The sequence below is a fragment of the Kitasatospora sp. NBC_01539 genome (assembly GCF_045040525.1).
Lineage (GTDB): Bacteria > Actinomycetota > Actinomycetes > Streptomycetales > Streptomycetaceae > Kitasatospora.
In genome coordinates this window covers 8092695-8113978 of record NZ_CP109390.1, presented here as the reverse complement: position 1 = coordinate 8113978, position 21284 = coordinate 8092695, and the positions used below count along the sequence as shown (strand labels likewise).

Genomic DNA, 21284 nt, shown 5'->3' with positions numbered 1-21284 from the left:
CCCTTTTCGAGGAGACATCATGACCGCACCCACCATCGAGTCCGAGGTCCGCAGCTACTCCCGGAACTGGCCCGTGATGTTCGAGCAGGCGCGCGGCAGCCGCATGTTCGACCGTGACGGCCGCTCCTACCTGGACTTCTTCGCCGGCGCCAGCGCCCTGAACTACGGCCACAACCACCCCGTGCTCAAGCGGGCCCTGCTCTCCTACCTCGAACAGGACGGTGTGACCCACGGCCTGGACATGCTGACCACCGCCAAGGAGGAGTTCCTCTCCGGGTTCGCGACGCGGGTGCTCGCCCCCCGCGGGCTCGACTACCGGGTGCAGTTCCCCGGCCCCACCGGGACCAACAGCGTGGAGGCCGCGCTCAAACTGGCACGCAAGGTGACCGGGCGACAGACGGTCGTCGCCTTCACGGGCGGCTTCCACGGCATGTCGCTCGGGGCCCTGGCAGTCACCGGCAACGCCTCCAAGCGCGCGGGCGCCGGGGTCGCGCTCGGCAACACCTGGCGCCTCCCCTATGACGGATTCGCCGGGGACCAGGTCTCCGGACTGAAGCTGCTGGAGACCATGCTCGCCGACAGCAGCAGCGGCATGGACCTGCCCGCGGCCGTCATCGTGGAGACCGTGCAGGGCGAGGGCGGCGTCAACCCGGCCCGCCCGAAGTGGCTCGCCGACCTCGCGGAGCTGTGCGACCGCCGGGGCATCCTCCTGATCATCGACGACATCCAGATGGGCTGCGGCCGCACCGGTCCCTTCTTCAGCTTCGAGGCCGCCGGGATCACCCCGGACATCGTCTGCCTGTCGAAGTCCATCAGCGGATACGGCCTGCCGATGTCCCTCACGCTCTTCCGCAGCGAGCTGGACGTCTGGGAGCCGGGCGAGCACAACGGCACGTTCCGCGGCAACAACCCGGCCTTCGTGACGGCTGCCGCCGCCCTGCGGGAGTTCTGGGCGGACAGCACCCTGGAGAAGCAGACCGGAGAGAGGGCCCTGCTGTTCGAGGAGGAGCTGGGCGGCCTCGCGGACCTGCACGCCGAGCGGGTGGCGGCAGTGCGCGGCCGCGGCCTGGTGTGGGGTCTCGCCTTCCGCGAGCCGCTCCTGGCCAGACGGGCCGCGGACGCGGCGTTCACCCGCGGGCTCCTGGTGGAGACGTCCGGCTCCTACGACGAGGTGGTGAAGCTCATGCCGCCGCTGACCTCCACGGACGAGGAACTGGCCGAGGGGCTCGGCATCCTGCGGGACGCGGTGGCATCAGCCGTGGCCGCCGGGTGAGGGGTGCGGCCGGAGGCCGAGCCGGCCACCGCACGAGGTCCGGGCCATGTCCCGGCGACCAGGCGAATCATTGATCTACGGTGACGCCGCCTCGTACTATGGCGCACGCGCTGCTCCTGAGAGGATCTCCGTGAGGCAAGCGCGTCGACCTGCCGAGGCAGCGAGACCAGCAGCGCGGTCGGCAACGCGATCGGCGCCCTTTTCCCAGTCTGCGCCACGGACGGCTTCCACGCCGTCGGACGCATTGGACGACATCCCACTCGAGGAGTCCTGTTGAACCGTCAAAACGAGCGCCCGTCCGCCGTGATCGTCATGAGCGACCTGGCGGCCCTGGCCCGCCAACACCGCCTCATAACCGACATCGCGGAGCGTGGGCTGGCGCCACTGGTCATCGTCGGGCCTTCGACCGACCTGGCGAAGCTGAACGGCTTCATCGAGGACGGGACGCACCCGCTGTCCCGGATCCCGGTCGTCCGCCAGCTCCCTGACGCCGCGATCGACGGAGTCCTCTCCTGCGTGCAGGACTGGATCACGGACTACGACGTGCGCGGGGTCATCTGCAGCGGCGAGATCTTCGTCGACGCGGCGGGATTCCTGTGCGACGCGCTCGGCCTGCCCGGCGCCGGCACCTGGGCGGGCCGGGTGTGCCGGGACAAGGTCATGCAGCGCGTCGTCCTGCGCGAGTACGGACCGTCGTGGCGCACCTTCGCCGCCCACGAGCGGGACGCCGTGACCTCCGACGTGTACCCGTGCGTCATCAAGCCGGCGGGGCGGATGTTCAGTTCGGGCGTCTTCCGGGTCTCGGACGAGGCGGAGTTGCAGGCCGCACTGCCCTCCTACGGCCCGGACGAGGCGCTGCTGGTGGAGGAGCTCGTCACCGGCCCGGAGTTCTCGGTCGAGGCCCTGGTCCACCACGGCGACGTGGTGTGGAGCGGCGTCACCGCCAAGATCACCAACGAGGACAGCAGCCCGTACTTCACGGAGATCGGCCACACCAGCCCCGCCAAGCTGCCGGTGGCCGAGTCGGAGGCGCTCATCGCGGCCAACACCGCGATCCTCAAGGCCCTGCGCTTCGGCAGCGGAATCACCCATGCGGAGTTCCGGCTGCGCGACGGACAGCCGGTGCTGATGGAGGTGGCCGCCCGTCTCCCCGGCGACGCCATCACCATGCTCTGGTACCTGGCCACCGGCGGCCTCGTCGAATCGGCCATGGTGGACCTCGCCCTCGGCGTGAGGCCGGACTACCCGGCACCGACGCGCCGGGCCGTGCAGCGCTTCGTCGAACACCGCCCGGGCCGCCTGGCGGACGTCACCTACGCGGGCGAGCCCGTGTCGTGGACCGCGGACGACGGCTACTGGCCGACCGTCGCGCCAGCCGGGGCCGACGCCCCGGCGCGCTGCGTGTCGGTCATGGTCGGACTGCCGCGCGGTGCCGAACTCGGCCCCCTGAACGAATCGAACGGACGATCGGCGTCCGCGGTCGTCGACCTCCCCTGGGAGGCGGACCCCGACACCGAGGTCTCCGCCTTCCTGGACCGGGTCGAGCTGACGATCGAGGCGGAGACCGCCGACTAGGAGGTCGCGCAGATAGGCGAACGGTCAGGGACGGCGTCGGGGGCGGGCTGCCCGGCGACGGGTGGTCCAGGCTTGGCGGATCAGGCTACGGACGGTGATGATCGTGTCGGCGAGATCGAAGAACGCCTCGATGACGCTGGTCCGGCGTTCGTAGCAGCGCGCAAACCGGTGGAAGGCGTTCTGCCAGGCGTGCGTGCGCTCGATGTGCCACCGGTGGGTGGCCTGGACCGGCGCTTTGATTCCCTTGCGGGCGATCCGGCCGTGCAGACCGCGTTCGGCGAGCACAGCGCGGGAGCTGGCCGAGTCGTAGCCGGCGTCGAGATGAACGGCGATCCTGTCGGGCAGAGGCCCGAGTTCGTGCAGAAGATCGAGAGCCGGAGCCAGCAGCGGGGAGTCGTGGCGGTTGGCGCCGGCCAGGACGCGACCGAGTGGGATGCCGTAGCCGTCGGTCGTGCTGGAGCGCTTCATGCCCTGCTTGCCCCGGTCGACTGGTGAGCGTCCTGCCGCATCGCCGCCGCCGGGGGCCCTGGTGATGGCACGTCCACGGTGATCCGGTCGAGGGCGAGACCGACGACACGGTCACAAGTGCGGCAACAGGCCGGCAAATTGGCCCCAGAGCGGTTCAGTCGGCCATGATGGCAGTACAGGCACAGGTCTCCTCAGTGATCACAGAGCGTCGCAACTCCATGATCACGGATCTGTGCCTGTGCCGTCTGCCAACTGGCCCCGCCTGCTGACGATCTGCCCGGCCTCCAGAGTCGCGATGCCATAACAAGCGGCTCATTGCTCGTCGTCCAGGCCCTGGACGTCGACAGGCTGCGTGCCGTTGAAGGTCACCAGGATTCCGTAGGGGTCCGCCAGCCGGAACCTGCTCTCTGTGAACCGGATTGCCCAGGTCTGGTCGGCCCCCACCACTGCTTCGGGAACTGCCAACGGCAACTCTGGAAGATCCAGCCAGCTCAGTTCCTCGGACGTGAGTTCAAAGTGCCGTTCCCGGAGCCGGGTCCGGCAGTACCGCACGGCTCGGTCGACGAAGACGTCGAAACGGCTCACAACGTCGCGAGCGAGTTGGAGGGTGGCCTCTTCAGGCGGCGCGGCCGGCTCGATCACCAGACTGACAACCGCCGCGTTGCCGCCTGCCGGCTCCGGGAAGCAGCCGGTCCAGCAGGCCAAAGACGGAGGGCTCTCCGTCCGTTTCAATGCAAGCCCGGCGATACGCAGCGTTGCAGGCAGGTCCACACCGATGCCCGAGATACTTGGCAGTTCGCCGCCGTCCGACATCGGCTCAGCATATGCCAAGCCCGTCGAGCGCACCTTCGGCCGGCTCATGCAACAGCGCCGCCTCGCCCGCGACTACGAAGCCCTCCCCGCCCGATCCGGAGCCATGGTCCACGTCGCGATGATCAGCCTCATGACCCACCGACTCACCGGCGAAACCACCCCGACCTGGCGCGGAACCTGACCCCCGAAATCAAGGACGAAACGCCCAGTCAGGATGTCGCCGTACGCAGTACGCCGGACCTCGTCCCGCCAGCGTGCCCGTTCCCTGTGGTGTTGCCGCCGCTGCTGCCGCGCCTGGCCCACCGTTGCGATAACACCCCCGCCCGGCCCGCCCATCGCTCCGACCGCCGCCCCGAGGACCGCCGCAACGGGCCTGGCACCCGGGGCCGACGGGCCGGGACAGGGGCGCCGGGTCGGGACGGTGGCCGGTGCCCGGTGACGCGGATCGCGCAGCGGCCCGGCCCCGGACCCGGACCCGGCGAGGACTCGATACCGGGACGCTGCGACACCGCGCCGCCCCCCGCGTCCTGAACGGCTTCCGCCGCGGCCCGGGCGGACGGTGGAACGTGGCCCCACCCCTCGAACGGCCGGTCGACGGCTCGGCTCGCCGTCACCGGACTCGCCGTCACCGGACTCGCCGCTGCGGGGGTGCCGCGGCCGACCGTCCGGACCGGTCGGCCGCGTCGGCAGCGTCAGCCACGTCGGGCGCGTCGGGCGCGGTGGTCTCGTGCCGCTGCTGGTGACGGAGCCTGGACCCGGGGAGGGCGCAGCGTTCCAGCAGGTTCCGCAGGGGTGTGATGCGCAGTGAGAGGTGTAGTGCGGTGTGGCCGAGGAGGCCGCCGAGGGTGTTGGCGATGAGGTCGTTGACGTCGACTGCGCGGCCGGAGCCGAAGGCCAGGTACTGGGCGAATTGGGTGCCTTCGACGAGCAGGCTGGCCAGGGCGGCCAGGGTGGCGGCCTGGCGGGGGCCGGTGCAGCGGGTGAGCAGGGGGAGCAGGAATCCCAGGGGGATGAACATGATCACGTTGGGGAGCATGGTGGCGTCGGCGGTGAGGAGGGGGATCGGGTTGAGCTGGTTCGTCCACGGCATCTGGTTGCGGTAGGCGCCGGTGTACACCCACAGGGGGAAGAACGTGAGCCAGGCGACCGCGGCGCAGTAGAGCGCGGTGAGGGCGCGGACGGCCAGGGGGCCGCCCTGCCAGCCCGGTGCACGGCGTCGTCGGCGGACGGTGGTGTGGAGGGCGAAGAGGACGAGGGCCGGTCCGAGGACGTAGGGGGCGGGGATGTCGAACTGCGTGTTCACGGAATTGCTCCATGCCTGGCTGGGTCGGCGTCCGCTCGTCGAGGAGCAGGCGGTGCCCACTCTCGCCGTCACGGCTGTGCCGGTGGATCGACCGAACGGCGGATTCCGGGGGCTGTGTCTGCAACTTCTGGCAGAGGGCCCTGGTGGGGCCGATGCGTAGGCTGGCGCTCATGTGTTCTGCCCCGTCCTCCCGGCCGCGTCCCCCGGTGCGATCCGCTCTGTCCGTACTGGTGGCGGTCGTCGGGTGCCTGTGGCTCGGTGTCGCCCTGTATGCGGATTTTCGTGGTGACGTCTATCGGCTGGCCCTGGCGCCGTATGTCACCGTCTCCGCCGCCGTGTCGGCGGTGCTGCTTGCGGTGCTCGCCCTGCCGCTCCTGGTGCCGGCCCTGCGCGGGTGCCGGCTGTCGCCGCGGGCGGTGGCCGCCATCGGTGGTGTGGCCGGAGCGCTTTCGCTGGGCGTCACCGTGGTGATCCGCGATACCGCGTCACGGCCCGGTTCTCCCGTGGACAGGGCGGACGCGTACACGTTGTTCGAGATCGCCGTACTCGTCCTGGCCCTGGCTGTCACGGTACGGCGCGGAGCCCCCCGGCCCGCCGCCGTGGCGGCTCTGCTTCTGCTGGCCGCCGTGATCGCGAGGCCGGTGGCCGTCGACGTGGACGAGGGCAGCCTGATCGTCACCTTCTTCTGCACGCTGATCGCCTGCGGTGCGGGGGCGTGGGCCCTGACCGCCCGTCTGGTGGTGGCCGACCGACGGCGCCGCGAGGAGCGTCTGCGGCTGGAGCAGCGTCTGGCGTTCGCCCGCGACCTGCACGACTACGTCGCGCACCACGTCATGGGCATCGTCGTGCAGGCCCAGGGGGCCCAGGTCGTCGCCGCCGCGAGGCCTGAGGTGGTCGCGCCCGCCCTGGCACAGATCGAGCAGGCCGGGGCGGACGCTCTCGGGGCCCTGCGCCGCATGGTCAGCGGCCTTCGCGCCGACGACGAAGCCCCGGTGCAGGCCCCGCCCGCCGACCTCGACCGGATCAGGAAACTGGTGACGGACTTCGCCCTGCCCGGGACCACGGCCTGCCTGGTCGAGGACGGGCCCGTGGCCCACCTGCCCCCCGAGACCCTGACCGTGCTCCACCACGTCGTCATGGAGTCCCTGACGAACGTCCGCAAACACGCAGCCGGCGCCCGCAACGTGACGGTCCGCCTCGGCGCGTTCCCCGGCCACGCCACGGCAGACGTCACCGACGACGGCACCCCCGACCCCGGTAGCAGCGGCAGCACAGATGCGATCACGCCTGCCGGCGGCTGGGGCCTGACCGGCCTGAAGGAACGCCTCGCCTCCGCGGGCGGCACCTTCCGTGCCGGCCCCGACCGGCGGGGAGAATGGCGCGTCAGCGCCCAACTCCCCGCCCCGACCCCCAGCCCCCGAACGGCCCGCCCGTGATCCGCGTCCTCCTCGCCGACGACCAGGCCATCGTCCGCACCGGCATGGCCATGATCCTCTCGGCCGAGAACGACATCGAGGTCGTCGCACAGGCCCAGGACGGCCTGGACGCCGTCGAACAGGCCGCCCGGCACCACCCCGACGTCATCCTGATGGACATCCGCATGCCCCGCCTGGACGGCCTCGACGCCCTGCGCCTCCTCAACCGGCCAGGCACCACGCACACCCCCAAGACCGTCATGGTCACCACCTTCGACGACGACGAATACCTCACCCGCGCCATCGAAGCCGGCGCCCACGGCTTCATCCTCAAAGACTCCGGCCCCCGCCTCCTGGCGGAAGCCGTACGCGCCGCAGCCGCAGGCGACGCCCTCGTCAGCCCCTCCATCACGCTGCGCCTCCTGCGCCGACAGCACCACGGCCGGGCGGCGCCTCCGACGCCGGGTGTGCGGCTCACCCCCCGGGAGAGGGACGTGGTGGTCCTCCTCGCGGACGGCCTGACCAACGCGGAGATCGCCGGCGCGCTGACGATCACGGTCGGCACGGTCAAAACACACCTGGGCAACGTCCAGTCGAAGATCGCGGGCAGGAACCGCGTGGAGATCGCCGCCTGGGCCTGGCGACACGGAATAACCCGGAAGGACTGCTGACGGGCCGGCCGAAAGCCGCCCGGAGGTTCCCGCCGCAAAAGGCGAAGCCGGGCCCGGGGCGCTGCGCATCGCGCTGCCGGAGGAGGAGATCAAAGGACCGGACGCCGGAGTGTCGCGCTGACCTCAGCGGTCGGCAGGGGTTCGGTCGCTGGCCGTCTCCGGGGCGGGCCGGGGCCAGGTGTGGTGGTGCCGGTCGATGACGTAGTGGTGGCCGTGCTGCCAGCCACCGTCGGCGGGGTGGGCGCCTTCGAGGTGGGGGTGGCCGACGGGCAGGTTGGCGTGGCAGTGCTCCAGGCGGTCCAGGTCGCGGGCCGGCCACAGCACGGCGGCCGCCGTGGCGGCACCGGCCGCGGTGACGCCGAGGACGACCGCGGTGAGCGGCAGGCCGGCCCCGGCGGCGAGCCATCCGGCGAGTGGGTAGGTGAGCAGCCAGCAGGAGTGGGAGAGGGAGAACTGGGCGGCGAACGCGGCGGGCAGATCCGCCTCCGAGGCCGAGCGGCGGATCACCCGCCCGCCCGGAGTGAGGACGGCGGAACTGGCGGCCCCGATCAGCGTCCATGCCCCCAGCAGCGCGGCCCACGACCAGGTGACGGGGTCGGCGGCGGTGATCGCGGCGACGGCCGCCAGCACGGCGGGGAGGGCGAACGCGGCGGGCAGCATCACCTGCCGGTCGCTGAACCGGCGCAGCAGCCGCGGCAGCGCCAGCGCGGCGAGCATCGATCCGGCGCCGTAGGCGCCGAGCGCGAGCGAGACCGCGCCGGCCGGGCGGTGGAAGTGCTCGCGGATCACGACCACGGTGTTCACGAAGACGATCGCCCCGGCGGCGGCGACCGCCAGGTCGAGGGCGAGCAGGGCCCGCAGGCGCGGGGTGGCACGGAACAGCCGGGTGCCGAACGCCGCCTTCGCATACACCCCGCCCGCGCGTTCCACCGGTGCGGGCTTGGGCAGGACGGCCGAGGCGACCAGGGCGGCCGAGGCGAGGAAGCCGGCCGTGGTGCCGGCGAACAGCCAGTTGTACGACACCGCCGTGAGCAGGAGGGCGGCCAGTGCGGGGCTGAACAGGGATTCCAGGTCGTAGGCCAGGCGCGCCATCGACAGGGCCTGCGTGTAGTCGCGCTCGCGGGGCAGTACTTCGGGGATGGTGGCCTGGAATGTCGGGGTGAACGCGGCGGAGGCGGCCTGCAGCAGGAAGACCGTCAGGTAGATCTGCCAGATCTGGGCGACGAACGGCAGGGCGAGGGCGACGCCGGCCCGGGTGAGGTCCATCGCCACCATCAGCGCCCGGCGCGGTATCCGGTCCGCCAGCGCGCCGGTGAGCGGCGCGACGGTCACGTAGGCGACCATCTTGATCGCCAGTGCCGTGCCGAGCACCGCGCCCGCCCGGGGCCCGGCGATGTCGTACGCCAGCAGGGCGAGCGCCACTGTCGCCAGGCCGGTGCCGACCAGGGCGACGGCCTGCGCGGTGAACAGGTGGCGGTAGGCGCGGTTGCGCAGCACGGCAAGCATGGGCCCGTCCCCGGCTCGGCGGTGGTGTGACCCTCCCATCGTAGGCAACAAGTGCGCACTCACGCACTTGTTGATGGAAGGGCGGGCGGTGGTGGTGCAGCGCGGGGCCGACTGCGGGCGCGTCAGTCGTGGGGCGGCAGGGAGCCGATCTGGTGGTCGGCGACGTTCAGGGCCTCGTCGACCAGACGGCGCAGGTGGCCGTGGCGCAGGGAGTAGACGACGTGGCGGCCGTCCTTGCGGGAGGCGACCAGCCCGGCGAGGCGAAGCTTGGCCAGGTGCTGGCTGACCGAGGGGCGGGCGGCACCGGTGGCCTCGACCAGGGTGGTGACGTCCGCCTCGCCGCGGCCGAGCCGCTCCAGCAGGGCCAGGCGGGTGCGGTCGGCGAGCAGGGCGAGGACAGAGGCGGCGACCTCCAGGCGCTCGCCGCCGGCACGGTGCTGCGAGTGGTGTGCATCTGCGAGCGGCGCGCGGGTGTCCATCCCGACATCGTAGATGCGGCTCGGGGTTTCTCGTGTGCGCACGTATCGGGGTGGGGATGACGGGCGGGCCGTACGCCCCGAGGAGCTGCCTGCCGCCGACGTGCCGGCACGCCCGGCCCCTGTGGTGCCGGCGAGGCCGGGGCGGCAGGGCCGCTGGCTCACGGCGGAGGCCCCTCCGGGGAAGCGGTACCGGACCGGCACACCCGCCAGGCGCGGCATCCCGGGCCGCGTCAGGCCCTGGGCGCGAGCAGCGAGATGGCCATGGCCGCGACGGTGTACTCCAGCCGTTCCCGGTCATCGCCCCCCATGGCGGCCAGCCGCAGCGGGCGCGCCGAGATCAGCGAGACCAGGAGCCAGGCCGCCGCGGCAGGATCGGCCTCCGGGGCGATGTCACCGGCCGCCTGGCCGTGGCGCAGCATGTCGGCGACGGCGTCGGCGATGCGGCGGACGGCGGAGCGTCCGGCTTCGGCGACGGCGGGCTCGGCGGCGGGGGCGACGGAATCGGCGAAGAGGACTCCGAGAGAGCCGCGGGCGTGCAGCTGGTCGAGGTGTGCGGGTGAGATGACGTCGGCGAGGAGCGCCGAAACAGGGGTTCCCGCGGTCACCTGGTCGGAGAGTTCCGTACAGATGCGGACGCTGGCCGCGTCGACCACGGCCGCGAACAGGGCCGCCTTGGAGCCGAAGTTCTGGAAGACGACCGGCTCGGTGACGCCCACCCTCGCAGCGATCTCGGAGACCTTGCCGCGCTGGTAGCCGTGTTCGGCGAAGACGTCCATGGCCGCGACCAGGATCGAGGCGCGGCGCTCCTCGGCGCTGAGACGGGTGCGGCGGGAGGCGGAAGGCGGGGTCACGGGGCCATCGTAGTCGGCCCTTGTCAACAGAACTTAGTTGTGACTAAGTTATTCTTATTAGTCGCGACTAAGTTAAGGGAGCACACCATGGCGATCGGTCGCCTGCTGCACGGGGATCCCCAGCACGACACCGGCGGATCCACCATCTCCAACGGACGGGCGTACGACCTGTTCGGCACCATCGTCTTCGCCGGACGCCGCGACCTGGTCTTCACCCGCCTCGCCGCACTGAGCGGGGCCCACCCGGGCGACGACGCACTCGACATCGGCTGCGGCACCGGCTACCTCACCCGGCGCATGGCGCAGGCCGTGTCCGCGTCCGGCACCGTCCTGGGGATCGACCCCTCCCCCGCGATCATCGACCACGCCCGCTCCCGGGCACGCACCCTGCCGAACTGCCGCTTCGAACGCGGCATCGCCGAGGAACTCCACTCCCCCGACGCCTCGTTCGACTCCGTGGTCAGCAGCCTGATGATCCACCACCTGCCCGAGCAGGTGAGGCAGAAGGCCGTCTGCGAGATGTACCGCGTACTGCGGCCCGGCGGTCGGCTGCTGGTCGCCGACTTCCGCCCGCCCGGCAATCCCCTCGCCCGCCACCTGGTCGGCGCCGTCACCGGACCGGACATGGAGCACAACCCGATCGACCACCTGGAGGACATGGTCCGCACCGCCCGGTTCGAGAGCATCCGGACCGGCGACCTGCACCCCTGGATCCGGTACGTGACCGCCCGCCGGCCCGGCACCGACGGGCCGGCCGCGTGAGCCGCACCCCGGCGGCGCTGCGAGCACTACGGATCACAGCGCTCCCCCTGCTCGTGACCGGCCTCGGCGCCCACCTGCGGTTCGGCACGAAGCTCGGCCTCGCGGGCGCCGCTCTCGGCCTGGCCGCGCACCTGGGGGCCACCGCCATCGGAGCCCACCGAATGCGCCGACACCGCCCGGCACCACCGGAGCCCCGCGTCTGACCCCACGGGTGGTCGGCGACCGGGTGCGGGGGTGCCGGTGAGGACCATCAGCCAGTCCAGCCTCGCGGAGGACGCCGCCGGCCCGACCGGACGGGCCGGGACGGGGCGGGACGGCCCGGCGGGCGGTGGAACGCCGCCAGGGGCACGGGGGCCGCGTTCGTGCCGTCCCTGCCGTCGATGCCGATCACGGGCGGTTCCACGGGCTCCGCACGAGCAGGTGAGTGCGAGCCGGAGGCGACCGGGATCGGTGATCCCGAATCACCGGGACGGCCTGCCGGGGGCGACCCGCGCACCGGTCTCGTCAGGGGACGACCGGATGGCCCCGAGCTCTTCCGAGCCGGGCTCGGGGCCGCTGTCGGAACGGGTCGAGCGTGGCGCGTACGAGGTCGGCGGCGCCCCAGTCGGGGTCGAACTGGGCGATCACGGCGAGGTGCTGGCGCAGCTGGAGGATCGGCATCCGTTTGCGCCAGTCGTGGTCGAGCCCGGTCAGCTCGGCGTACAGCTCGAAGAACCCCTGCGCCTCGGGCGGCGGCGCGGTCGTCCACAGGTGGGCCAGGTCGACCTCGGCCCACGTGTACGAGACGGCCGGGTCGATGAGTGCGGGCCGCCCGTCGGGGGTGGCCATGACGTTCAGCGCCCACAGGTCGCCGTGGGTCAGGCACGCGGGCCTGACCGGCAGCAGCTCGGGCAGCCTGTCGCACAGCCGCTCCAGTGCCGCCCGGTCCGCGGCGTCGAGCGCCTCCCGGACGCGGCGCTCGCCGAGCCAGCGCAGCAGACGGTGCTGGGCGAAGAACGCGAACCCGTCGTCCTCCCAGGTGTTGACCTGGCGGCGACGGCCCAGCCAGTTGTCGCGGTGCCACCCGAACCGGGGGTACCGCGTGGTGGTGTGCAGGTGGGCGAGTGCGTGCGCGAACTGCTCCCAGAAGGCCTCGGTGCCCGGCCGGGGCTGCAGCACGGACAGCACGAGCAGGTCGCGGTCCGCGAGGACGGTCTCGGGCGTGGCGATGCCGCCCGCCTCGCGCAGCGCGGTGAGCCCTTCGGCCTCCGCGGTGAAGACGTCGTCCGACGGCGGTTCGCCGAACGCCTTGACGAACACCGACGTGCCGTCACCACGGCGCGCGAGCCCTGCGGTCGCGGCGAGGCCTCCGGTGGCCGGCTCGACCGCGACGATGTCGGTCAGGCCTGCCGCACGCAGGCGTTCGAGCAGGAAAGACCCCGCGTCCGTCATGGGTGTGCTCCTCTCCGCCGGTCACGCGTCATTCGGAGGGGGCGTCGCACTGCGGGCCGATGCCGGCCCGGGCGTCAGGCGGAGGGTGCCGGGACATAGTGGAACCAGTCGAATGCGACGGCACCTTCGGTTGCGTACATGCCGATGACGCGTCCGGTGAAGCCGGTGGCGACCTCGGTGGACAGGTAACGCCCCTCCAGTTCGGCGAGCGGCTGCGCGCCCGGCGCGTCGGGGTCGCCGAGCCAGAAGGCGACGGTGTCGGGGCCGAGGGGCTCGATGCCGGCGAACTCGGGGAACGGGGGCACGATGTCGGCGGTGCGGACCGTCACGGTGAGGGTGAGCGGGCCCGACGGCACCGGGCGGCGGGCAACGGCCTGGCGCAGCGGGCCGATGCGCGCGACGACGCGGACCTCTCCCCCACCGGCCTCCAGGTCGTAGTGGTGCGCCTCGTCCATGCGCACGCTCAGGCCGCCCCGTCCCGTGCCCGGGTCGAGCAGGGCGGCGGCACGGCAGTCGTGGTGCTGCTGGCGGCGCCCGACGAAGGTGTGGCCGGGGCGGTCGAGGGTGGGGCCGGTGGCGGTGAGGGTGAGCCAGCCGGTGCGCTCGGTCAGCGACCACGAGCCGTCGGGACGGGCGTAGGGCGAGATCCAGTGCGGCGCGAGCGCGGGCGCGTCGAAGTCGTCGCGGGCGGGCAGGGCCGGGAAGGGGTGCCAGGCACCGGCGGGCGCGGGGTGGCGCTCGTGCACGGGTGCCACGACGGGCCAGCCGTTCCCGTCCCATTCCACGGGGGTGAGGAAGGTTTCGCGGCCGAGCACCTGGAAGCCGGGCGTGTAGCCGCGGGGTCGGGTGCCGAGCAGCACCATCCACCAGGTGCCGTCGGGCGCCGTGACGAGGTCGGCGTGGCCGGTGCTCTGGACGGGCCGGTCGGTGCCGCTGTGGGACAGCACGGGGTTGGCGGGTGCGCCTTCCCAGGGGCCGCGCGGCGAGCGGGCGCGGGCGATGGACACGGCATGGCCGCGTTCGGTGCCGCCCTCGGCGATCAACAGGTACCACCGGTCGCCGATGCGGTACAGGTGCGGGGCCTCGGGCCACGTGAGGCCGGTGCCCGACCAGACGGGGAAGGGCCCCTCCAGTACCTCGCCCTTGACCGGGTCGATCCGGGCGATGTGGATGCCGGGGACGGTGAAGGCGCACCAGCAGGTGCCGTCCTCCTCCCAGGCCAGGTCCGGGTCGATCCCGGGGAGGTCGATCCACACCGGGTCCGACCAGGGGCCCTCGGGCCGTTCGGCGGTCACGATGTAGTTGCCGCCGCCGCTGACATTGGTGTCGATCACCCAGAAGAGGCCGCCGTGGTGACGGATCGTGGGGGCGTAGAGGCCGCGGGAGGCCATGCTGCCCGGCAGCGGCAGCGGCAGTTGCCCGGGGCGGTCGAGCACGTTGCCGATCTGCCGCCAGTGCACGAGATCCTTGCTGTGGAAGATCGGCAGTCCGGGGAAGTACTCGAAGCTGGAGCACACCAGGTAGTAGTCGTCGCCGACCCGGCACACGCTGGGGTCCGGGTGGAACCCGCTGATCACGGGGTTGTCGTACGTCCGCACAGGGCGTGGTCCCTTCGGAGTGGCGGGGCTTGCCGACGTCGACGGTGCCGGGATTCGGCAGGTCGCACGAGTGACGCGCGGTCAGGGCTGCCGGCCGGCTCGGGTGGGACGGGGAGCGCCCGACTGCATCGGCGCGTACCTGGCACGGGCCCGATGACCACGTCCTGGGGGACTCCTCGTCCGTGGCCCGGAACCCCGTGCCGGCGCCGGGCCTGTCGCGTGTCGTCGCTCAGCGGAGGGAGATCGCCGTCCACGACACCGGCGGCAGCTCGATGGTGAGCACGCCGTCGTCGAGTGTCGCGCCCGTGTTCGCGGACGGGGTCACCCGGTACTGATCGGCGAGCGTGTTCTTCGCGTGGACGTCGGAGTCGGCGAGCGTGACCGCCTCGACGATGTGCGAGGAGGCGAGGCTGCGCACGTCGATCGTGACCTGCGCGGCCTCCTCCAGGTCGCGGTTGACGAGGAAGACCGCGGCCCGGTCCTCGTCGACGGTCGCGACGGCGTCGATGACGGACGCCTCGCCGTGGCGCGCCGTTCCGTACGTCGGCGCGTCGATCACGGGCCGGATCACCTCGCCGGAGGCGAGCCGGCTCGTGATCGAGAACGGGTGGAAGGTCGTCTGCCGCCAGGCCGGGCCGCCGGGCTCTGTCCTGATCGGCGCGATCACGTTGACGAGCTGCGCGAGGGATGCCGAGGTGACGCGGTCGCTGCGCTTGAGGAGCGTCATCAGCAGGTTGCCGACGACGACGGCATCCGCCACCGTGTACGTGTCCTCGAGTTGCCGAGGGGCGTGGCGCCACTCGGCGTTGACCTCCTCGGACTCCTGGTGCTCCTTGAGGTACCAGACGTTCCACTCGTCGAAGGAGACGTTGATCCTCTTGTTCGAACGCCTCTTGTATCCCACGTGGTCGGCGGTCGCGACGACGGTGTCGATGAAGTAGTCCATGTCGATCGCCGAGGCGAGGAAGGAGCCGAGGTCGCCGTCGTGCTCCTGGTAGTACGCGTGGCACGAGACGTAGTCGACATGGTCGTAGGTGTGTTCGAGCACCGTGCGCTCCCAGTCGCCGAACGTCGGCATGCCGGACCCGGAGGAGCCGCAGACGACGAGTTCGAGGTCCTTGTCGGCCGTCTTCATCGCGGCGGCCGTGCGGGCGGCGATTTTGCCGTAGTCGTCAGCCGTCATGAAGCCGGTCTGCCACGGCCCGTCCATCTCGTTGCCGAGGCACCACATGCGTACGTTGTGCGGGTCCGGCGTGCCGTTGGCGATGCGCAGGTCGGACAGCGCCGTGCCGGACGGGTGGTTGGCGTACTCGAGCAGGTCCAGGGCGGGCAGGATGCCTCGCGTGGCGACGTTGACCGCCAGCATCAGCTCGGAGTCGGTGAGCGCGAGCCACCTGGCGAACTCGTCGAGGCCGACCTGGTTCGATTCGAGCGAGTGCCAGGCGAGGTCGCGGCGTACCGGGCGCTTCTCGCGCGGGCCGACCGAGTCCTCCCAGCGGAAGCCGGAGACGAAGTTGCCGCCCGGGTAGCGGATGGTCGTGCTGCCGAGCTCCCTGACGAGTTCGACGACGTCCATGCGGAACCCTTCGTCGTTCGCGCTCGGGTGTCCCGGCTCGTAGAGCCCGGTGTACACGCAGCGGCCGAGGTGTTCGACGAACGAGCCGAAGGTGCGGCGTCGGACAGGGGCGATGACGGCCCGCTTGTCGAGCTCGATGTGGGCGCGGGGCAACTCGGTGGTCCTTACGTTGTAGGCGCCGCAGGGGGCGGAGGCGTCGCAGGGGCAGAGGCAGGGGCAGGCGTGGGACGGTCCGGTGCGGATCCCGGTGCCGGCTTCAGCCCTTCACGGCGCCGGTGAGACCGCCGACGATCTTCTTCTCGAAGATCGCGAAGAAGACCAGGGCCGGCAGCATGGCGAGCGAGGTGAACGCGAGAACCTTCGCCGTGTCCACGGAGTACTGCGAGGAGAAGGCCTGGACGCCGAGCGGCAGGGTGAAGTTCGCCTGCGAGTTCAGGACGTACAGGGGCAGGACGTAGTTGTTCCAGCTACCGATGAACCCGAGGACGCCGACCGTCACCACACCGGGGCGTGACAGCGGGATCACCATGCGGAAGAAGAATCCGAGTCGGCTCGCACCGTCGATCGCGGCGGCCTCCTCGATCTCGTTCGGAATGGCCCTGAGGAACGGCACCAGGATGATGACGGTCGTCGGCAGGCCGAAGGCGATCTGCGGGACGATCACGCCGAGCAGGTTGTCGACGAGGCCGAGGTCCTTGACGACGATGTAGAGCGGGGTGATCGCGATGACCATCGGGAACATCAGGCCGGCGGCGAACAGGGAGTACATCGCGCCCTTGAGCCTGAAGTCGTACCGTGCGAGCACGAAGCTCACCATCAGGCCGAGGACGACGGTGCCGACGGTGCTCGCGAGCGCGACGATGACGGAGTTGGCGAATTCGCCCCAGAACGTCACCGACTTCAGGACGCTGACGTAGTTGCCGACGACCCAGGGGTGAGGCAGGGCGGCCGGGCCCGTGCTGATCTGTGAGTTGGTGCGGAATCCGCCGAGCACGATGTAGAGCACCGGTGCGATGCAGACCCCGATGAAGAGCAGGGCGATGAAGTAGGTGAAGGGATTCCCCCACTTCTGCGGCACGGCGCGGTCGCCGCGACGGCCGACGGGCGCATTCGGCTCCCCGGTGGAGGACCGGGAGTTGGCGGTCGTCGCGCTCATCGGGCGGCTCCTTCGGTGACGGCACCCCGGAGGTCGCGGCGCAGGACGAAGCGCTGGTAGATCAGCGCGACGATGAGCGAGATCAGGAACATCACGACCGCGATCGCGCTGCCGTAGCCGTAGTTGCCCGCGTTGCGGCCCTGGGCGACCATGTAGATCGCCATGGTCGAGGTGCCCGCGGTGCCCGCGACGTACGGACCCCAGATGATGTAGACGAGATCGAACAACTGCAGCGAGCCGATGATCGACAGGAACACCCAGATGCGGATCGTCGGCCCCAGCAGCGGCAGCGTGATGCGGCGCTGGATCTGCCAGTAGGAGGCGCCGTCGATCTGAGCGGCCTCGAAGAGCTCCTCGGGGATCGACTGCAGGCCGGCGAGCATCAGGATCACCGCGAAGCCGATGTACTTCCACGAGATGATGCCCATCAGCGTCCAGATGGCCAGCTTCGGGTCGGAGAGCCATTCGGCCTGCAGGGAGCCCAGGCCGATGTGCTGCAGCAGGTCGTTGACGGCGCCGGTGCTCTGGAGCATCAGGCTCCAACCGGTGCCGACGATGACCTCGGAGATGACGTAGGGCACGAAGATCAGGACACGGATGACCGAGCGGCCGCGGATCCTCTGGTTCAGCAGGAGCGCGAGGGTGATCGCGAGCGGGCCCTGGATGACCAGGGAGAGCACCAGGACCAGGCCGGTGTGCCACAGGACCTGCTGGAACGCGGGGTCGGTGAGGATCAGCCTGTAGTTGTTCAGACCGACCCAGTCGGTGGGCGCCCCGTAGCCGCGCCACCGGTAGAAGCCGTAGAACGCGGCGAGCGCCACCGGAAGGATCACGAACGCCAGGAACATGATGATCGCCGGTCCGGACAGGAGCGCGATCTCGAGCCGCGTCCTGGCACGGCCGCGGCGGCGCGCGGCCGCTCGCGGCGGAACCGGGGGCGCGGACCGGGCCGCACCCCCGACTCCGGACGTGCCCTGCGACCGGCGGCCGGTGGCCGTGTCAGTACCCAGGGGGTTGCTCATCGTCTGCTTACTCAGCCCTTCGCGGCCGCGGCGTTGGTGTCCCTGGCGATGTCGGCGGCGCTGCCCTTGCCGGCCAGCAGGTTCACGACGGCGGTGTTCATGGCGTTGCCGACGTTCTGGCCGTACTCGGTGTCGAGGAACATCACGGAGTAGGCGGCCTTGTTGAAGGCCTGCAGTGCCGAGACGTTGTAGGAGTCGGTGACGACCTCCTGGGCGCTCTTGTTCACCGGGATCGTGAAGAAGGCCTTGGAGTAGGCCTCCTGCTGCTCCTTGGTCACGAGCCACTGGAGGAAGGCAAGGGCCTCCTTCGGTGCCTTCTTGGACAGCGAGTATCCGTCGAGGCCGCCCATGATGGCGGTCGGGTCACCCTGGCCACCGTCCACGGCGGGGAAGGGGAACCAGCCCAGGTCGGGGAGCGGCTTCTGGTCCTTGGTCAGGCTGCCGATCACACCGGGGTCCCAGTTGCCCATGAGCTCCATGCCCGCCTTGTGGTTCGCGAGCATGCCCGCGGACGACCCGGCGCCCTGCTGCGCCGAGGTCGTCAGGAAGCCCTTCTGGAAGGGCTCGACCTTCAGGAACGACGCCAGGTCGTCGCCGGCCTTGGTCCAGCAGGCGTCGTCGAACTTCAGCGACTTGGCGGCGCTCTTCATGGTGTCCTGGCTGCACTCGCGCACGGCGAAGTTGTAGTACCAGTGCGCAGCCGGCCAGGCGTCCTTGGCGCCGACCGCGATCGGCGCGACGTTGATCGCCTTCAGCTTCGCGACGTCGGCCTCGAGCTCGGCCATCGTCGTCGGCGTGGAGTCGATACCGGCCTGCTGGAACAGGTCCTTGCTGTAGTAGATGCCCTCGGGCTGCGTGTCGAGCGGCATCGCGTAGGCCTTGCCGTCGATCGAATAGCCGGCGACGGCTGCCGCGCCCGCGTTCGCCTTGTCGGTGTCGGTGAGGTCCAGCGCCTGGAGCTGACCGGCCTGGACCATGGCCTGCATCTTGCCGCCACCGCGCTGCAGGAAGATGTCCGGGGCGGAGTTCGAGTTGAGCGCGGTCTGCAACTTGCCGTCGAGGTCCTCGTTCTGGATCGCCTGGATCTTGATCGTGACGTTCGGGTGCAGCGACTGGTACGCCGCCACGGCGGTCTTCCAGTACTCGGCGCCGGGCCCGGGCTGCGCGTTCTCCCAGAGGGTCAGGGTGACCTTGCCGTCGGACGAACCGCCGCTGTCGGCGTCGCCGCCGCCGGCGCAGCCGGTGACGGCGAGCGCGATGGCCAAGCCGAGTGCGGCAGCCGTCGCGCTGCGTGTCTTCCTCGTCATCGGGGGACTTCCTGTTCTGTCGTCATGGCCGGAATGATGCGGATGGTGTGCGCGAAGTCATGGCGCCGGGGTGGCGGAGGTCTGGTGCAGGCGCCGACCCGGGTGTTCGGGCGGCAGGCCGGTCGGGGTGGCGGGTGAGGGTTCGGCACGTGCGCGAAGCCGTGGCGATCACTGCAGCCGCTGTTCTCCGGCTCCGGGCATGCGCGTGTGGGCGTGCCGGGTGGACGGATGTGACCGTGCACGGAGGCGTCTTCGTCACGGGGGTTCGACCGGTGGAGAGTATGTGCTCGGTCCGGAGCGGCAGTCAATGACTTGTTTCCGAAATTCCCCCGAAACTTGCCGCCCATCCTCCGAGGTGCCTACCGAAACATTTCGCCACCCTCCGCCGGACGCGCCGTCCGGCCAGGGCCCTCGCCGCCCTTGAGTGCCTGCAGTACCGTGCCGCCGCCCCCTCGCTGCGACAGCGGCGTGAACGCGCAGAACGGCGCGAGCGCCGAAGTGTCCGGTCCGGCGGGCCGACAGCCGCCGGCCCACTGCCGACGCAGAGGAAGTCCCCTGCGGGCGAAGGGTGGGGACGCGGCGTCATGCGGCGCCCCGACCGTCCCGCCCGGCCGCGATGCCGCGCCGCGTTCCATGGGCCGACCCGTGCCGCAGTGGCCCGCAGCCTCCCCCGGGGCATGGACCGACGCGCGAATCGGTCGGGGTGCGACCGCATGCAGTGACCCGATCGTTACGACGCGATGTCTGTCGCGGGGCTGGCGGGGCTGTTCCCCACCACGTATGTTGCCGCTCACAACATTCAGCGCCTACGGCTCTGCTTCCCGCACGGTGCCAACCCCATCGGCGCCCCACCCCTCGGCACCCTCCCCACCCCTCGGCACCCGCCCCGCCCGGCACCGGACCGGGGCACATCCGAAAGGACCCAGTCCCCCATGCGCAAGAGAATCCTCGTCGCCGCCTCCGTATCAGCGGCGCTCCTGACCGCGGTGACCGCCTGCGGAAGCTCCTCCTCGACCACCACTACCGATGCGGCCGGCGCCAAGAAGCCGAAGGTCGGCGTGATCCTCCCGGACAGCAAGTCCTCCGTCCGCTGGGAGACCGCGGACCGGCCCTACCTCGCCGCGGCCTTCAAGGCGGCCGGCGTGGACTACGACATCCAGAACGCCGAGGGCGACAAGCAGGCGTTCCAGACGATCGCCGACCAGATGATCACCAGCGGTGTGAACGTGCTGATCACCGTGAACCTCGACAGCGGCACGGGCAAGGCCGTACTCGACAAGGCCAAGGCGCAGGGCGTGGCCACCATCGACTACGACCGGCTCACCCTGGGCGGCTCCGCCCAGCACTACGTCAGCTTCGACAACACCGAGGTCGGCAAGCTGCAGGGGCAGGGCCTGGCGAAGTGCCTGAGCGACACCGGGGCCAGGACGCCCGTCGTCGCCGAACTCAACGGGTCGCCGACGGACAACAACGCCACGCTCTTCGCCAACGGCTACAACAGCGTCCTCGACCCCAAGTACGCCTCGGGCGAGTACGCCAAGGGCCCCAACCAGCCGGTGCCCGACTGGGACAACGCCCAGGCCGGGACCATCTTCGAGCAGATGTTCACCAGCCGGCCGGACATCGCCGGGGTGCTCGCGGCCAACGACGGCCTCGCCAACGCCGCCATCGCCGTCCTGCGCAAGAACCACCGCAACGGACAGGTCCCCATCACCGGTCAGGACGCCACCGTGCAGGGCCTGCAGAACATCCTCGCCGGCGACCAGTGCATGACCGTCTACAAGGCCGTGAAGAAGGAGGCCGACGCGGCGGCTGCACTCGCGATCGACCTCGCCCACGGCAAGAAGGCCCAGACCACCACCACCGTCCACGACCCGGTCGGCAACCGCGATGTCCCGGCGACGCTCCTGACACCGGTGGCCATCTTCAAGAACAACGTCCCGGACGTCGTCAACGACGGCTTCGTCACCAAGACCGATCTGTGCACCGGCAGTTACGCCGCCCTGTGCACGGCCGCCGGCATCAAGTAAGCGGCATCCGGCCGCACACCGCGGGCCCCGACCCCGAAGCGAACGGGG

18 protein-coding genes and 2 pseudogenes are annotated in these 21284 nt (G+C 71.1%); 8 read left to right on the top strand and 12 right to left on the bottom strand.

Annotated elements, in window-relative coordinates; all coding sequences use genetic code 11:
* Positions 1-19: 19 nt before the first annotated feature.
* Both ectB and OG335_RS35240 read left to right on the top strand, forming a co-directional pair.
* Entirely contained in the window at positions 20-1273 is a 1254-nt protein-coding gene (gene ectB, locus OG335_RS35245) for a diaminobutyrate--2-oxoglutarate transaminase (RefSeq protein ID WP_405015218.1), read from the top strand.
* Between the two features lie 273 nt (positions 1274-1546).
* Complete coding sequence (locus OG335_RS35240) at positions 1547-2848, top strand: acetyl-CoA carboxylase biotin carboxylase subunit family protein (RefSeq protein WP_405015217.1); 1302 nt, start codon at positions 1547-1549, stop codon at positions 2846-2848.
* 24 nt (positions 2849-2872) lie between these two features.
* On the opposite strand, the pseudogene OG335_RS35235 reads toward OG335_RS35240, so the two are convergent.
* Both OG335_RS35235 and OG335_RS35230 read right to left on the bottom strand, forming a co-directional pair.
* Positions 2873-3429: pseudogene (locus tag OG335_RS35235) on the bottom strand (transposase); the annotation flags it as partial.
* Positions 3430-3628: 199 nt separating this feature from the next.
* Positions 3629-4129 carry a hypothetical protein gene (locus tag OG335_RS35230; protein WP_405015216.1) on the bottom strand — a complete coding sequence of 167 codons (501 nt, stop codon included), beginning with the start codon at positions 4127-4129 and terminating at the stop codon, positions 3629-3631.
* A gap of 22 nt (positions 4130-4151) precedes the next feature.
* On the opposite strand from OG335_RS35230, the pseudogene OG335_RS35225 reads away from it, so the two are divergent.
* A pseudogene (locus tag OG335_RS35225) lies at positions 4152-4310 on the top strand (IS5/IS1182 family transposase); the annotation flags it as partial.
* Between the two features lie 444 nt (positions 4311-4754).
* Here OG335_RS35225 and OG335_RS35220 read toward each other — a convergent pair.
* Positions 4755-5432, bottom strand: a complete 678-nt coding sequence (locus tag OG335_RS35220) for a VanZ family protein (RefSeq protein ID WP_405015215.1) — start codon at positions 5430-5432, stop codon at positions 4755-4757.
* A gap of 206 nt (positions 5433-5638) precedes the next feature.
* Between OG335_RS35220 and OG335_RS35215 the strand changes: the two genes are divergently transcribed.
* Entirely contained in the window at positions 5639-6868 is a 1230-nt protein-coding gene (locus OG335_RS35215; protein WP_405015214.1) for a sensor histidine kinase, read from the top strand.
* On the top strand, positions 6808-7518 hold the full coding sequence (locus tag OG335_RS35210; RefSeq protein ID WP_405015213.1) for a response regulator: 711 nt from the start codon (positions 6808-6810) through the stop codon (positions 7516-7518). The genes OG335_RS35215 and OG335_RS35210 overlap by 61 nt, the downstream gene beginning before the upstream one ends.
* A 123-nt stretch (positions 7519-7641) precedes the next feature.
* Here the strand turns inward: OG335_RS35210 and OG335_RS35205 are convergent, their stop codons facing one another.
* The 3 genes from OG335_RS35205 to OG335_RS35195 all read right to left on the bottom strand — a co-directional run bounded on the left by OG335_RS35205 (position 7642) and on the right by OG335_RS35195 (position 10354).
* Positions 7642-9024: an MFS transporter gene (locus OG335_RS35205; protein ID WP_405015212.1), complete on the bottom strand. Its 1383-nt coding sequence runs from the start codon at positions 9022-9024 to the stop codon at positions 7642-7644.
* A gap of 122 nt (positions 9025-9146) precedes the next feature.
* Positions 9147-9503 carry an ArsR/SmtB family transcription factor gene (locus OG335_RS35200; RefSeq protein WP_405015211.1) on the bottom strand — a complete coding sequence of 119 codons (357 nt, stop codon included), beginning with the start codon at positions 9501-9503 and terminating at the stop codon, positions 9147-9149.
* Between the two features lie 230 nt (positions 9504-9733).
* Positions 9734-10354, bottom strand: coding sequence for a TetR/AcrR family transcriptional regulator (locus OG335_RS35195; RefSeq protein ID WP_405015210.1), 621 nt, complete (start codon positions 10352-10354; stop codon positions 9734-9736).
* Positions 10355-10441: 87 nt separating this feature from the next.
* Here OG335_RS35195 and OG335_RS35190 point away from each other — a divergent pair, with 87 nt between their 5' ends.
* A complete protein-coding gene (locus OG335_RS35190; protein ID WP_405015209.1) occupies positions 10442-11116 on the top strand; it encodes a class I SAM-dependent methyltransferase in 675 nt (224 codons plus the stop codon).
* Entirely contained in the window at positions 11113-11319 is a 207-nt protein-coding gene (locus OG335_RS35185) for a hypothetical protein (protein WP_405015208.1), read from the top strand. The genes OG335_RS35190 and OG335_RS35185 overlap by 4 nt, the downstream gene beginning before the upstream one ends.
* 301 nt (positions 11320-11620) lie before the next feature.
* Here OG335_RS35185 and OG335_RS35180 read toward each other — a convergent pair whose 3' ends face one another.
* The 6 genes from OG335_RS35180 to OG335_RS35155 all read right to left on the bottom strand — a co-directional run bounded on the left by OG335_RS35180 (position 11621) and on the right by OG335_RS35155 (position 19206).
* On the bottom strand, positions 11621-12547 hold the full coding sequence (locus OG335_RS35180; protein WP_405015207.1) for a fructosamine kinase family protein: 927 nt from the start codon (positions 12545-12547) through the stop codon (positions 11621-11623).
* A 74-nt stretch (positions 12548-12621) separates the two neighbouring features.
* Complete coding sequence (locus OG335_RS35175; protein ID WP_405015206.1) at positions 12622-14145, bottom strand: glycoside hydrolase family 43 protein; 1524 nt, start codon at positions 14143-14145, stop codon at positions 12622-12624.
* Positions 14146-14374: 229 nt separating this feature from the next.
* On the bottom strand, positions 14375-15874 hold the full coding sequence (locus OG335_RS35170) for an alpha-N-arabinofuranosidase (RefSeq protein WP_405015205.1): 1500 nt from the start codon (positions 15872-15874) through the stop codon (positions 14375-14377).
* A gap of 103 nt (positions 15875-15977) precedes the next feature.
* A complete protein-coding gene (locus tag OG335_RS35165; RefSeq protein WP_405015204.1) occupies positions 15978-16877 on the bottom strand; it encodes a carbohydrate ABC transporter permease in 900 nt (299 codons plus the stop codon).
* Positions 16874-17725: a carbohydrate ABC transporter permease gene (locus OG335_RS35160; protein ID WP_405015203.1), complete on the bottom strand. Its 852-nt coding sequence runs from the start codon at positions 17723-17725 to the stop codon at positions 16874-16876. The genes OG335_RS35165 and OG335_RS35160 overlap by 4 nt, the downstream gene beginning before the upstream one ends.
* Positions 17726-17910: 185 nt before the next feature.
* Positions 17911-19206 carry an extracellular solute-binding protein gene (locus OG335_RS35155; RefSeq protein WP_405015202.1) on the bottom strand — a complete coding sequence of 432 codons (1296 nt, stop codon included), beginning with the start codon at positions 19204-19206 and terminating at the stop codon, positions 17911-17913.
* A 932-nt stretch (positions 19207-20138) separates the two neighbouring features.
* On the opposite strand from OG335_RS35155, the gene OG335_RS35150 reads away from it, so the two are divergent.
* Positions 20139-21236 carry a sugar ABC transporter substrate-binding protein gene (locus OG335_RS35150; protein ID WP_405015201.1) on the top strand — a complete coding sequence of 366 codons (1098 nt, stop codon included), beginning with the start codon at positions 20139-20141 and terminating at the stop codon, positions 21234-21236.
* Positions 21237-21284 lie beyond the last annotated feature (48 nt).